Below are 13624 nucleotides of genomic sequence, written 5' to 3'. Positions count from 1 at the left end.
TACGCCCGAATGCAGCAGGGTGAAGACACCCAAAAGCTGCTGGCAATGCACCCGGGGCCAATCGAGCAATCAGAACAAAAGCTGTATGAATTTTTGAGCGGCTGGCTAGGCGGACCTCAGCTGTTTCAGCAAAAGTATGGCCATCCTGCACTGCGTGCCAGACACATGCCCTTCGCCATAGATGAGCAAATGCGGGATCAGTGGCTGCTGTGCATGCAGCATGCGCTGGAACAGGAAGTGGCTAATGAACAGCACCGCGAGGTGATCTACCAGGCTATTGCGACCCTGGCAGACCACATGCGCAATCAATAAGCCATTTTTAAAGACCGTTGACCATTAATCAGCCAGCCAGTCCTGGGGCTTGAGGAAACGCTCGTACAGCTCTGCCTCAGGAGTCCCTGCTTCAGGACTGTAGGCATACTGCCAACGCACCAGCGGTGGCATCGACATCAGAATCGATTCGGTGCGACCACCGGTTTGCAGCCCAAACAGGGTGCCGCGGTCATACACCAGGTTAAATTCCACATAGCGGCCACGGCGATAAAGCTGAAAATCACGCTCACGCTCGCCATAAGCCGTGTCTTTACGACGCTCAACAATAGGTGCATAAGCCTTAAGGAAGCCATTACCCACCGCTTGCATATAGTCAAAGCACTTATCAAATTCCCAGTGGTTGAGATCATCGAAGAACAGACCACCCACACCTCGGGTTTCACCGCGATGCGGCAGGAAGAAGTACTTATCGCACCATTCTTTGTACTTGGGATACACCTCATCGCCGAAAGGCTTACACAGGTCTTTGGCGCTTTGGTGCCATTCTTTGACGTCTGACTCGAACGGATAATAAGGCGTTAAATCGAAACCACCACCAAACCACCATACGGGGTCGGCACCCTCTTTACGGGCAATAAAGAAGCGCACATTGGCATGAGTGGTTGGGATATAAGGGTTTTTCGGGTGGATAACCAAAGAAACACCCATCGCCTCAAAGCTGCGGCCCGCCAACTCGGGTCTGTGTGCCGTGGCAGACGCAGGCATGGAGGCACCCATCACATGGGAGAAGTTTACCCCGGCCTGCTCAAATACAGCCCCATCGGTCAGCACCCGGCTAACGCCTCCGCCGCCTTCGGCGCGCTGCCAGCTGTCGGTGGCAAAGCACGCCTGACCATCCAGCCTTTCCAGGCCAGCGCAGATGTTAGCCTGCAGCTGCATTAAAAACGCTTTTACCTCATCGGCGTTGGGAAGTCCCATGCTGTTTTCCTTCTTATCCTTGTCTGAAAATATGTCCGGTTTGAATATCGATAATGGTGGATGGCTGACCAGATTGCCCAAGCTGTCCCAACACCACGGCGTCGATTTTATCACCCAGCTGAGTTTGAACTTCAGCCAATGTCAGGGCTGGCTGTTCTCCTGCCAGGTTGGCACTGGTGGATACCAGCGGTTTTTGGCAGGCGTCACACATGGCACGTACGCCCTCATGGGCCGTCACCCGCACGGCAATGGTATCAAAGCAGCCCCTGAGCATGGGCGATACATCGGCTTTCGCGGGAATAACAAAGGTAAAAGGGCCCGGCCATTTATCAAATGCGGCCTGTAACTGAACTTCGGTCACCCGACTTAAGTCAATATAGGGTTTGAGCTGGTCAAAGCTGCTGGCTATCAGAATAAGGCCTTTTTCCCAAGGGCGCTGCTTTACTGCCAAAAGCTTTTGTATAGCGGTATCGTTATCCGGATCGCATCCCAAACCATATACGGCCTCGGTGGGATAGGCCACAACGCCGCCACTTTCAATGATGCCACTGATATGAGAAGGGTTTACCTGCACCATTAACGTCATCTCGAAGATAAAAAATTCGCGCCATTGGCCCTGACTATCAGGCTGGATGCTCAGTATAACGACACGGCGGACAAGCTTAAAGAAATGCGATCGGGTCAAAGAGGCCGTTTGTATTTGCACGGTTTATTGGGGCATTCGAGCCGCGTACCGCTGGCACCTTTACGCTGCACCAAGAGACCAAAGCCACAATCAGGGCAGCTCTCAGCCACCGGCGGATAGTTCACCAAAAACTTGCACTTGGGATAACAGGAACATGCGTAAAAACCTTTACCATAGCGATTGGTTCTGTGCTCCATCACGCCGCTTTTGCATACTGGGCAGGCCACAGCCTCTTCCGGCGGGGCCTGATCGGGCTTCTCGATATGGTGGCACTGCGGGTATTGGGTACAGCCGATGAAAATACCAAAGCGACCGGACTTAACCGCGAGTTCGTGGCCGCACTCGGGACAAACGGAACCTTCAATCACCTGGGTTTCGATGGATTCGTGCTGCACCAAAGGTCGGGTGTATTGGCAAGTGGGGTAATTGTTGCAGCCAACAAAGCTGCCATGTTTGCTGTGACGCACCGACAGCTCGCTGCCACACTCGGGGCAGAGCTCAAACTCTCGCTCCAGGGCGTGCTCGTGGGCACTGAACAGGCTGTGATCTATCTTGGACATGGCGACCTCTACTGCAAACTGCCACCATTTTAGCAATTGGCAGGCCTTGCTGAAAGCCAACTAGCCCGAATAAGCCAGCGTCTTGGCGACAAGCCCCTGTTATCACCAAGCCATAGCTAACTTCAGGGTGAAGGCTAAATCATGGTAGGGATGAAAACTCACATTCACAATGTTATATTGTATCCAAAACAACAATAGAGACTGAATGTGAACCTAAAATCCCTTGCCATCTGCCTGATGTTGGCCATGACCGGCTGCGTCCAATCCCCTAAATCAACCTCTGTGATCGACACACTCACCCCCAGACTTGCCAACATTGAACATAAACTGGCAGCAGACCCCGAACTCTACAGCAAGGCCAACTTCAATCTGGCACTGGCGCTGCTCGAAAGGCCCGAAACCGACCATGAAAAGCTGCTGGTCTATCTTCGCGCCTACAGCTATTTCGGTGATACGGATGTCATGGGTGCAAAACAAGCCTCACGCCTTGCTGCAATTTTGGCGCAAGTAGCGCAGGCCGCTTCTGCCAGCACTCGCGAACAGGTTGCCGTGGTGGGTTACCGTTTCCTCGCCGATAAGGATCGCGGCGACGAAATTGCGCCTTTTCTTGACCGGCTGGCATCGCAGCTGAAGCAATTGGCAGCACAACCTGCATCGATTGAACGGGACTATGCCCTGTGGGAAACCCTCAGAGCCTACGGTTTTTTACTGTTTGAAAGCCGTAAACACCCGGATAGTAGCCTCACCAAAGCCCTGCTTGTATCAGATGCGAGCACAGTACTGCTGAACTTTGCCAGCAGCGATGCCGCCATCAGCGGCGAAGATGACTGGCCGCGAATGAATGCCTATTGGGCGTTGGCACTCTATCGTCTGGCACTGCCCGCTGGCGAAAATGGCGAGGTCACGCCGGAGGAAACCCTGCTGGATGAGGCGGTAAAACGTATTGCCATTGCTGATACCAGAAACCGTGGCGAAGCGGCCAAAACCGCCTACACCCTGGGTTACCACGTCAACCGCTTTGCTGGCAAAGAAGCCTGCGAGCAGGATGACCTCTGCGTGATCCCTGAGCTTACTCAGGTACTGCCCCAACGGCATGGGTGTTCAGACAGCCTTTATATCCTGTCTCAGGATTTGACCGAGGCCGAGTTTGCCGAAAGCTGCTCCAAGCTGATTTCTCAGGAAGACAGTTTCCACTCTCTGCTAAAAACAGACCGGGAACCCACTGCCAATGATTTCAATCAGGCCCTACAGGTCGTAGCCTTTAAAAACTGGAGCCAATACAATGCCTACGGCCAACTGCTGTTTGATATAGGCACAGACAATGGCGGTATGTATATCGAGGGCACACCATCCAAACCCGGTAACCAGGCGAGCTTTTTTGCCTTCCGTCAATGGTGGATTGCCCCAGAGTTTGCCATCTGGAACCTCAATCACGAGTACGTGCATTATCTCGACGGCCGATTCGTAAAGTACGGCGGTTTTGGCCACTTCCCGGGCAAGATGGTGTGGTGGGCCGAGGGGCTGGCGGAATATGTCTCCAGGAATAATGACAATCCAGAAGCCCTCACGCTCGCGCGGGAAAAACGCGCAGAAGCCCCCGCCCTGGCCGATATCTTTGCCACCGAATATAAGGATGGGCTGGACAGAACCTACCGCTGGAGCTATCTCGCCATTCGCTATCTGGCAGAGCAGCGCCCGGGGGTGTTGGTGAACTTGTCGCGCTTATTAAAGACCGATTATTTTGAAGGTTATGATGCCCTGCTAAGCCAAATTGCCAACGAAGAGCAAAGCCGTTTTGAGACTTGGCTGGATGAGCAAATATCCCATACCGATGCGAAGGAAAAGGACACCCCAACGCTGCCTCACAAACTTAACCGCTATGCTTATCGTGACTACTTGATGCCACTCCACCTGGCGCAACCTGAGGGCAAAGCGGGCGTACATTTCCATTTCTAATCCTGCCTGGTCACCTGAATCACTTACTGCGGTGCAGGCCAAATGCCCAATAAAAAAGGAGACCTCTTGGTCTCCTTTCTTCTATTTGCGAGGGCTGGCGGCTCAGGAATGTAAACGGCCAGGCTGCTCGTCAAACATCATATTTTCCATCTGGTTGTATGCCATTTCCTGGCCTGGTGCATTAAAGAGCACCATCATGATCACCCATTTCAGGTCGTCCAATGTGAGGCTGGATTCATCCAAATCCATCACCCTGTCTATCACCATCTCACGGGCTTCGACATTGAGAACCTTTATCTGTTCGAGAAACATGAGAAAGCCGCGACATTCCACGTCCAGGCGCTCCATCTCTTCCGGGGTATACACCCGAAATGAGTGCTGCTCGTGGTGGCACAAATAAGGTTGTTCACTATCGCGAAGATCGGCCAGATGCTCCAGCCAATTCAATGCTTTGATAATTTCTGTTTGGCGAAATCCGGCCAAAGCCAGTTCTTTTTTCAGCTGGTCTTCGTCCACCAGCATGTCAACTTCCAGGTCATTCTGAACATAGTTCTCGAATAGGTACATGAGGATGTCAAACATGGCTAATTCCTCTTCACTCTGACGTAACCACCGGGTACTGCAGCAACCCAACCTTGTAACTCCAACTCAAGTATTTGTTCCAGCACAAGATCTATCGGTTTACCACTATGTTCCACCAACCTGTCTACGGGTGTGGTCTCATACTCTACACTAGCCAAGAGCTCTGGGTAAGGCAACTCCTGACCACTTTCAGCTTCGATATGGGGGCTTTGGGGCAACATATCAAGCTGGCAACTCAACATACTGCCAAGTTCCTCCACTATATCGGCAGCGTCGCAAACAAGTTTTACCCCCTGTCGCAACAAATCATGACATCCTTGATGTCGTTCATCCAATACGCTGCCGGGCACGGCGAAAACCTCCCGGCCTTGCTCCATCGCCAGTCTGGCGGAAATTAACGAGCCGCTCTTTCTGGCCGCCTCAACCACCAGAGTACCCAGGGCCATTCCCGTGACAATACGGTTTCGTTTAGGGAAGTTACCGGCAAACACCGGTGTGCCTGGCCAGAATTCACTGACTATGCAACCTCTCTCCAAAATTTCATTGGCCAGATGGGCATGCTTTTTCGGGTAGATTTCATCTATCCCCGTGCCAAGCACCGCATGGGTCACACCGCTAGCGGTCAATGCCCCCTGATGACTGGCGCCATCGATGCCGGCCGCCAAGCCGCTGACAACGGCAAACCCATAACCTGCCAGTCCGGACGCCAGCATTCTGGCCGTTTGAAGCCCGCTGTAACTCGCAGCCCGGCTGCCCACCATGGCAACAGAAGGTCGCAATAATGCCTCAGCCTGGCCTCTTACAAAAAGAAATATGGGTGGATCTGTGATGGTTTTAAGTAATGGAGGATAACGTGGGTCATCAAAACAGATAAGGTGGTGGTCAGTGGATGCGTCTTGCCATGCCAGAGCCGCATCCACCAAGCGGTAATCCACAATCAGGCCGGACCGCAGAGAGGGGGACAAAGGCAGGGAGTATTTTTCCGTTTCCAGCCTTTGTCTTAACTCGTCCACATCCATGTGTTGGAGCAATTGGCGGATCCGGGTCGGTCCCAACCCGGAAACAGCACCGACAATTAACCAGTCGACCAGACTGGCTGCGATTTATTCCCCCGCTAACCCGGTTTCCGCAGGCACCGACAATTTGTCATCAGTGCGCACCGGACGGTTGTTGATCATGATAAGACCCATACTCACTTTATCGAACACTTTGAACACCATGAGATTGCCATGATACACATCGGGCAACTTGATGGCGCTGTCGCTGCCAAATGTGGCCATCAGATCACCGTAGGCACTGCGGTCTATGCTTGGGACAGGTGTGCCATTTTTATCAATCACCACGGTTTCACCGTCGCGATGAATGGCAAACACATCACCGGGCTCTACACCATCGGTCTCACCCTTGCTGATATACACCACATCCAACTTACCCACTTCGCGAATGTCTTTTTCGGTACCAAGCACATAGGCATCGGTGACATCAGCAGGCTTGGGCATAAAGTACGCTGACATCAAGGCTTCATCTTCAATAGGCAGCACACGATTGCCAGGACGGGTTTCACGCAGGTTAGTGCTGATTTGGATTTTGGAAATGGGGCCAGACTCAACCACACGGCCACTCGCCGTCAGAATGACTTCACGGCCCAGAGTCTCTTCGGTGGTTTTGTCGGTAAAGATTCGACCAGCATCATAAGCAGCAACCTTCATACCAACGGGCAGTTCAGCTTGCACATAAATCACGTCCCGCTCGATATGGAAACGTGACGGACTCTCGCCACCAAGAATCATGGGCTGCTGTGCATACCATTCATCGTCAACTACTCGGTTTTGGCTCAGATAAGGCTGGATAAGTTCCAGATTGACCGCTGGAATGGCTCCACCTTTTGGCATGACACGCCCTTCTGGGCTCTTACGAACCTGCGGCTTGACCACCAAACGCGGCTGACCATCAATAAAGACCAATGTCAGACGATCCCCGGGGTAAATCAAATGGGGATTGGCAATTTGTGGGTTGGCATTCCAAAGCTTTGGCCAACGCCAGGGGTCGTTTAAAAACTTCGCAGAAATATCCCAGAGGGTATCTCCTTTTACGACAACGTAGGTGTCCGGATGGCCTGGCTTAAGCGTCAGGGTATCAGCCATGGCAAACGAACTGGTTAGAGAGATTAACGCGACTAGAATTAACCTTTTCATGGGAGCATCCATGTTGTTTGGCTCGTTAGGCGAGCTTTTACTGTTATTGATTGTCGCTACGGATTAAAATTGACCCAATAGCAAAGTCAGTATAACCAACTGGCACGGATTTGACAGACTTGTTAAGAGTTTAAGTATGCCTCTATTAAAAGTTTTACGTTTTCCCGACGAAAGATTAAGGACAGTTGCCAAGCCGGTGACGGAATTTACACCCGCTCTCCAATCGCAAATCGACGACATGTTTGAAACCATGTACGAAGAAAATGGAATTGGCCTGGCCGCGACTCAGGTCGATTTCCATCAACGCCTGATTGTGATGGATCTGCAAGACGAGGTTGAGCGCCCCAAGGTATTCATTAACCCTGAAATCGTGGCCAAGAGCGGTGACTTCTGCAACGAGGAAGGCTGCCTGTCGGTGCCTGGCGTCTATGCCAAGGTTGACCGCGCCGAGTTCATCACAGTGAAGGCGCTTGACCGCAACGGCAATGAATTTACTGTAGAGGCTGATGGCCTGTTCGCCATTTGCCTGCAACATGAGATGGATCATCTCGTCGGCAAGCTCTTTGTTGACTATCTTTCTCCCCTGAAGCGTCAGCGTATTCGCCAAAAGCTGGAAAAAGCCGCCCGTAACGACAAATAAGATTCAGGAATCGTTTTGAAGCCACTGAAAATCATCTTTGCCGGTACGCCGGATTTTGCTGCCCGCCACCTGCAGGCACTGCTGACGTCTGAGCATGAAGTCATCGCCGTCTACACCCAACCAGACCGACCAGCAGGAAGGGGCCATAAATTAACCCCAAGCCCGGTCAAGTCATTGGCACTGGAACATGGGATCCCGGTGTTTCAGCCTAAATCCCTGCGTAAAGAAGACGCGCAGCAGGAACTGGCGGCCCTCGGTGCCGACATCATGGTGGTGGTGGCTTACGGCCTGATCTTGCCCAAGGTGGTGCTGGATACTCCGCGCCTCGGCTGCATCAACGTGCACGGCTCCATTCTGCCGCGCTGGCGCGGTGCAGCGCCCATCCAACGTGCCCTGTGGGCCGGTGATACCGAGACCGGCGTGACCATCATGCAAATGGATGTGGGTCTGGATACCGGTGATATGCTGCTCAAAACCCATCTGCCCATAGAAGATGACGACACCTCTGCCAGCCTGTATGAGAAACTGGCCGAGCAAGGTCCTGCGGCACTGTTGGAAGCCCTAGCAGCGCTCAGCGAAGGCACCTTGAGCGCCGAAAAGCAGGACGAAGCACAGGCCAACTACGCCGAGAAGCTCAGCAAAGAAGAGGCCCGTCTCGATTTTGCCAAGCCCGCTAAAAATCTGTGGCAGGAAGTACGCGCCTTTAACCCCTGGCCGGTGAGCTACTTCGAGCATCAGGGGCAGACCATCAAGGTATGGCAGACAAGTGTGCTGGCTGAATCCAGCCCCAGAACGCCCGGCACCATAGTTGCCGCAGGCAAACAAGGCATAGATATCGCAACTACCGATGGCGTGCTGCGTATTCACAAAATGCAGCTGCCCGGTAAAAAGCCCATGGACGTGGCCGATATCCTCAATAGCCGCGGCGACTGGTTCGCTCCCGGCACCCAGCTGGCAAGCCCAGAGGCAAGCGAGTAATGAATATCCGAGCCCTCGCCGCCAAGGCGATTTTCGACGTACTGGAGCGCGGCGTGTCGCTCTCGGTTGCCCTGCCAGCCCAGCAACAACTCCTGCGTGATGGCAAAGACAAGGCACTGATGGCCGAGATTTGCTATGGCGTCATGCGCCACCTGCCCCAGCTCGACAAGCTGATCAGCGGCTATATGCAAAAACCCCTCAAGGGCAAACAGCGTGTTATCCACCAGCTGCTGCTGGTGGGTGCCTATCAGCTTTATTTCACCCGGGTGCCGGCCCACGCCGCCATTTCCGAAACCGCCGAAGGCTGCCGCGCCCTCGGTTTTGAGAGCCTGGTCAAGGTGGTCAACGGGGTGCTGCGTAACATTCAGCGTCAGGAGCCGTCGCTGGACGAGTCCAACGACACCTTAAAGTACAACTTTCCGGCCTGGATAATCCGCCGCCTGAAAGACGCCTACCCAGATAACTGGGAAGGCATTATCGAGGCGTCACACCAGCGGCCCCCTATGTGGCTTAGAAACAACCGCCGCCACCAGAGCCGCGATGCCTATCTGCAGGCGCTTAGCGATGCAGAAATAAGCGCTGCTGCGGGTCAGGGGGAAGATGCCATTTGCCTCGAATTTGCCACTGACGTCGCTCGCCTGCCCAATTTTGCCGACGGCGCAAGTTCGGTGCAGGACGGCGCAGCCCAGTGGGCCGCAAGCCTGCTGGCGCCCCAGAACGGTGAGCTGGTACTCGATGCCTGCGCCGCCCCCGGCGGTAAGAGCTGCCACCTGCTGGAGCTGGCCGATATCGAGCTGGTCGCTGTGGATTTCGACGAGAAACGTCTCGAACGTGTTTCACAAAACCTGGAACGTCTCAAACTCAATGCCAAAGTCATCCACGGCGATGCCGGTGATATCGGCAGTTGGTGGCAGGGCGGCAAGTTTGACCGCATCCTGCTGGATGCGCCCTGCTCTGCTACCGGGGTGATCCGCCGCCATCCGGACATCAAATGGCTCAGACAGAACAACGACATTGCCGAGCTTGCCAAACTTCAGCAGCAAATTCTCGACAACTGCTGGCAGTGGCTCAAGCCTGGTGGCACACTGCTGTACGCAACCTGTTCCATTTTGCCTGAAGAAAACCGTGAGCAGATCAAGGCCTTCCTTGAGCGCACCCCAGATGCGACCCTGGAAACCCTGCCCAATCAGGCAAACAGTAACGATATTGGCTGGCAAATCCTGCCGGGACAGGACGACATGGACGGGTTTTATTACGCCCGCCTGAAAAAAGCGCTGGTTTAGGGATTTAGGCAAACGCCATGAAAATTATCATCTTGGGCGCAGGTCAAGTCGGGGGAACCCTGGCAGAAAACCTGGTGGGTGAAAACAACGACATCACCATAGTCGACAGCGATAAAAACAAGCTGCGCAGCCTGCAGGACAAGTACGACTTACGGGTAGTCGTCGGCCATGGTGCTCACCCGGACGTGCTGCGCGAGGCCGGCGCCGAAGATGCCGACATGCTGATTGCCGTAACCAACAGCGACGAATGCAATATGTCAGCCTGCCAAATTGCCTACACCCTGTTTGGCACCCCCACCAAAATTGCCCGTATCCGGTCTGAACAGTACCTGCACATGCAGGAGCGGCTGTTTATCGACAGTGAAACCAAAAACTCCGACAACCGCACTCGCGGCGGCTTTGTCATTGACGAGCTGATAGCTCCGGAGCAATTGGTTACCTCTTATATTCAGCGATTGGTTGAATATCCGGGAGCCCTGCAGGTACTGGAGTTTGCCGAAGGCAAGCTGAGCCTGGTGGCAGTGAGGGCTTACTACGGTGGTCCACTGGTGGGGAATGCCCTTGCTGCACTGCGGGAACACATGCCCAATATTGATACCCGGGTCGCGGCCATTTTCCGCCAGGGTCGGCCCATCATGCCCCGGGGTACCACCATTATCGAAGCCGACGACGAAGTCTTCTTTGTGGCCGACAGTCGTCATATCCGCGCCGTGATGAGTGAAATGCAAAAGCTCGATAACAGCTATCGCAACATCATGATTGCCGGTGGCGGGAATATCGGCCTGGGTCTGGCAAAAAAGCTGGAGCGCAATCACTCGGTAAAACTGATTGAGCACAAGGCAGAGCGTGCCGAGGCCCTGTCAGAAAAGCTGCAAAATACCACGGTTTTTTGCGGCGATGCCTCGGATCAGGAGCTGCTGCTCGAAGAGCACATCGATCAGACCGATGTCTTTATTGCAGTCACCAACGACGATGAGGCCAACATCATGTCGGCGCTGCTGGCAAAACGCATGGGCGCCAAAAAAGTCATGGTACTGATCCAGCGTGAAGCCTATGTGGATATTGTCCAGGAAGCCAATATCGATATCGCCATTTCGCCGCAGCAAGCCACCATTTCTGCATTACTGACCCATATTCGCCAGGGCGATATCTGTAACGTATACTCACTGCGCCGCGGCGCCGCCGAGGCTATCGAGGCGATTGCCCACGGCGACCCCAGCACATCCAAGGTAGTGGGTAAACAAATCGGCGAAATCCGCTTGCCGCCGGGCACCACCATTGGCGCCATTGTCCGTAATGACGAAGTTCTGATGGCCCACGATAAAACCGTTATCGAACAGGGCGACCATGTGATCCTCTTCCTGGTAAACAAGAAATTTATCGGCGAGGTCGAACGGCTGTTCCAACCCAGCGCTTTCTTCTTCTAACCATGCTGAACCTAAGGCCGCTGCTCTTTATCCTCGGCACGTTTTTGTCGATGTTGGCGGGCTTTATGCTCATCCCCCTGCTGTTTGCCTTATTGCATGGGGATGAGACCTCCGGCGCCTTTATGATTTCCTCTCTGGTGACCGGGGCAGCCGCCAGTTTCTGTATCAGCAGCGGCCAGCAGAAAAATATCAAACTCAACATTCGCGACATGTTTTTGCTGACCAGTATCACCTGGTTGGTGGTCAGCCTGTTTGCGGCCATGCCCTTTACCCTCTACCACGGCATCAACTACACAGATGCCTTCTTCGAAACCATGTCTGGTATCACCACCACGGGTTCCACCGTGTTGTCGGGCCTGGATAACATGGACCGCAGTATCCTGATTTGGCGCTCATTACTGCAATGGCTGGGGGGAATTGGCTTTATCGTGATGGCGGTGGCCGTCCTGCCGTTCCTCAACGTAGGTGGCATGCGGCTGTTTCGCACCGAGTCGTCGGACTGGAGCGACAAGTCCACGCCGCGTACCCAGGACATGGCCAAGAATTTATTCCTTGTATACATACTGCTGACCATACTGTGCGGCCTGGGATACCATCTCGCTGGCATGGACTGGTTTGAGGCTATCAACCACGCCATGACCACCCTCTCCACCGGTGGCTACTCAACATCAGACGAGTCCATGGCGCATTTCAGCCCGGCAGCCCACTGGGTAGGCACCAGCTTTATGCTGGCGGGCGGATTGCCTTTGCTTATCTTCGTGCAGATGCTGCGGGGCCGCAGTCTGAAGGTATGGAATGATGCGCAGGTGAAAGGTTTTTTGCTGTTTGTGGCTTTGGTCAGTGTCACCCTTGGCGTCTGGCTTGCCGATGTGAAAGACCTCGCCTTTATCGATGCCCTGCGCCTGACCAGCTTTAACGTGGTCTCTGTAGTGACGACCACCGGCTATGGCCTGACCGATTATGGCAGTTGGGGACCGCTGGCCAATGTGGCGTTTTTATTTTTGATGTTTGTGGGTGCCTGCTCCGGCTCCACCTCTGGCGGGATAAAAATCTTCCGGTTTCAAATTGCCGGCGCCATCATGCGCGAGCAGTTAAAGCAGCAAATTCATCCTGCAGGGATTTTCCGCGAGCGTTACAACAATCGCCCCATCAGCGAAGACATCATTCGCTCACTGGTGACCTTTATCCTGCTGTTTATGGGGGTGACGGTAGCGCTGGCGGTGTTTTTGGTGGCCGTGGGTGTCGACCCCATGTCGAGCCTCACCGGCGCCATCACAGCGGTTACCAATGTGGGGCCGGGGCTTGGCCCGGTGATAGGCCCGGCGGGCAACTTTGCCAGCCTGCCAGAGAGTGCCAAATGGGCTCTGTCATTGGGTATGTTATTGGGGCGGCTGGAGATCCTCACGGTTGCCGTGCTCTTCCACCCCAAATTCTGGCACTACTGACAAGCTCAACTCAGCGTTGCCAAATGGTCGGCATAGGCGTCGACATCCTTCCAGTCGGTGTAGTCTATCACCGCCTTGGGGTCGGTCGGGCCGTTGGTCATCTTCATGATAAGACGGATCATCAAAGCGTCGTACCAGGGCCAGGCGGGATAATCCACCTTCCCCGCAATGATTTTCAAATCCCCAGGCTGCCAGGGCGATAAGGCGAGAAACTTCTGCAAATACTTGTTGTTTTCCGGGATGCGTTTTTCCGGATTACGAGCCACCACGTTGACGCAATAAAAGCTGGATACCTTGCTGCTGAGCACCCCACCAAATCGGTCGACCAACTCAAACACTGACTTGTCATACGAGCCATAGAGGACACAGGCCCCCAGTGCGACCACCTCAAAAGCGTCCCATTCCGGCGGATTTTGCAGCGCATCGCTTACCGACATCAAAGTACAACCATGCCCACAGGCTTCAAGCCGGGCCGCAATCGCCTCAGAAATCTTTCGGGTGTGACCACCGCGGGAGAAATAAATAAGCAAATGTTGACGCTGCTGAGTCTGTGACATTTCTCTGGCTCCAGGTTGGGCAATGGCACCATTGTGGCAAGCCAACCCCAGGCTGTCGCCTTCCT

General features: G+C 54.0%; 14 protein-coding genes (1 of these 14 running past the window's edge). 7 read left to right on the top strand and 7 right to left on the bottom strand.

All coding sequences use genetic code 11. The features are described from left to right. Positions 1-312, top strand: partial view of a group II truncated hemoglobin gene (locus K0H79_RS00200; RefSeq protein ID WP_220066234.1) — the 3' portion only. The gene continues 120 nt to the left of window position 1, outside the view; the window shows 312 of its 432 coding nt (coding positions 121-432); its start codon lies beyond the left edge, outside the window; its stop codon occupies positions 310-312. Between the two features lie 24 nt (positions 313-336). On the opposite strand, the gene hemF is transcribed toward K0H79_RS00200, so the two are convergent. From hemF to K0H79_RS00185, 3 genes are all read right to left on the bottom strand, one after another. After that, complete coding sequence (gene hemF / locus K0H79_RS00195; RefSeq protein ID WP_220076933.1) at positions 337-1251, bottom strand: oxygen-dependent coproporphyrinogen oxidase; 915 nt, start codon at positions 1249-1251, stop codon at positions 337-339. Between the two features lie 13 nt (positions 1252-1264). Continuing rightward, positions 1265-1828 carry an L-threonylcarbamoyladenylate synthase gene (locus K0H79_RS00190; protein WP_220076932.1) on the bottom strand — a complete coding sequence of 188 codons (564 nt, stop codon included), beginning with the start codon at positions 1826-1828 and terminating at the stop codon, positions 1265-1267. A 104-nt stretch (positions 1829-1932) separates the two neighbouring features. Continuing rightward, positions 1933-2496 carry a type I DNA topoisomerase gene (locus K0H79_RS00185; RefSeq protein ID WP_220076931.1) on the bottom strand — a complete coding sequence of 188 codons (564 nt, stop codon included), beginning with the start codon at positions 2494-2496 and terminating at the stop codon, positions 1933-1935. Positions 2497-2703: 207 nt separating this feature from the next. Between K0H79_RS00185 and K0H79_RS00180 the strand changes: the two genes are divergently transcribed. Further along, positions 2704-4452: a collagenase gene (locus K0H79_RS00180; RefSeq protein ID WP_258405442.1), complete on the top strand. Its 1749-nt coding sequence runs from the start codon at positions 2704-2706 to the stop codon at positions 4450-4452. 102 nt (positions 4453-4554) lie between these two features. Here the strand turns inward: K0H79_RS00180 and K0H79_RS00175 are convergent, their stop codons facing one another. From K0H79_RS00175 to K0H79_RS00165, 3 genes are all read right to left on the bottom strand, one after another. Continuing rightward, positions 4555-5034 carry a DUF494 family protein gene (locus K0H79_RS00175; RefSeq protein WP_011758169.1) on the bottom strand — a complete coding sequence of 160 codons (480 nt, stop codon included), beginning with the start codon at positions 5032-5034 and terminating at the stop codon, positions 4555-4557. Between the two features lie 2 nt (positions 5035-5036). Beyond that, positions 5037-6053 (bottom strand): DNA-processing protein DprA, encoded by a 1017-nt coding sequence (gene dprA / locus K0H79_RS00170; RefSeq protein WP_220078048.1) that lies wholly within the window; start codon positions 6051-6053, stop codon positions 5037-5039. Positions 6054-6137: 84 nt separating this feature from the next. Further along, positions 6138-7241, bottom strand: coding sequence for a LysM peptidoglycan-binding domain-containing protein (locus K0H79_RS00165; RefSeq protein ID WP_220076930.1), 1104 nt, complete (start codon positions 7239-7241; stop codon positions 6138-6140). Between the two features lie 124 nt (positions 7242-7365). On the opposite strand from K0H79_RS00165, the gene def reads away from it, so the two are divergent. The 5 genes from def to K0H79_RS00140 are packed head-to-tail and all read left to right on the top strand — an operon-like array spanning position 7366 to position 13002. Beyond that, a complete protein-coding gene (def, locus tag K0H79_RS00160) occupies positions 7366-7869 on the top strand; it encodes a peptide deformylase (RefSeq protein ID WP_220066229.1) in 504 nt (167 codons plus the stop codon). Between the two features lie 15 nt (positions 7870-7884). Then, positions 7885-8847 (top strand): methionyl-tRNA formyltransferase, encoded by a 963-nt coding sequence (gene fmt / locus K0H79_RS00155; protein WP_220076929.1) that lies wholly within the window; start codon positions 7885-7887, stop codon positions 8845-8847. Further along, a complete protein-coding gene (gene rsmB, locus K0H79_RS00150; protein WP_220076928.1) occupies positions 8847-10130 on the top strand; it encodes a 16S rRNA (cytosine(967)-C(5))-methyltransferase RsmB in 1284 nt (427 codons plus the stop codon). Before fmt ends, rsmB begins: the two co-directional genes overlap by 1 nt. Positions 10131-10147: 17 nt before the next feature. Continuing rightward, positions 10148-11557 (top strand): Trk system potassium transporter TrkA, encoded by a 1410-nt coding sequence (gene trkA / locus K0H79_RS00145; RefSeq protein WP_011758163.1) that lies wholly within the window; start codon positions 10148-10150, stop codon positions 11555-11557. Positions 11558-11559: 2 nt separating this feature from the next. After that, positions 11560-13002, top strand: coding sequence for a TrkH family potassium uptake protein (locus K0H79_RS00140; protein ID WP_220076927.1), 1443 nt, complete (start codon positions 11560-11562; stop codon positions 13000-13002). Between the two features lie 5 nt (positions 13003-13007). On the opposite strand, the gene hemG is transcribed toward K0H79_RS00140, so the two are convergent. Beyond that, positions 13008-13559 (bottom strand): menaquinone-dependent protoporphyrinogen IX dehydrogenase, encoded by a 552-nt coding sequence (gene hemG / locus K0H79_RS00135; RefSeq protein ID WP_220076926.1) that lies wholly within the window; start codon positions 13557-13559, stop codon positions 13008-13010. Positions 13560-13624 lie beyond the last annotated feature (65 nt).

The organism is Shewanella sp. FJAT-52076, assembly GCF_019457455.1.
Classification (GTDB): Bacteria; Pseudomonadota; Gammaproteobacteria; order Enterobacterales; family Shewanellaceae; genus Shewanella; species Shewanella zhangzhouensis.
This window is presented reverse-complemented; position numbering and strand designations above follow the sequence as displayed.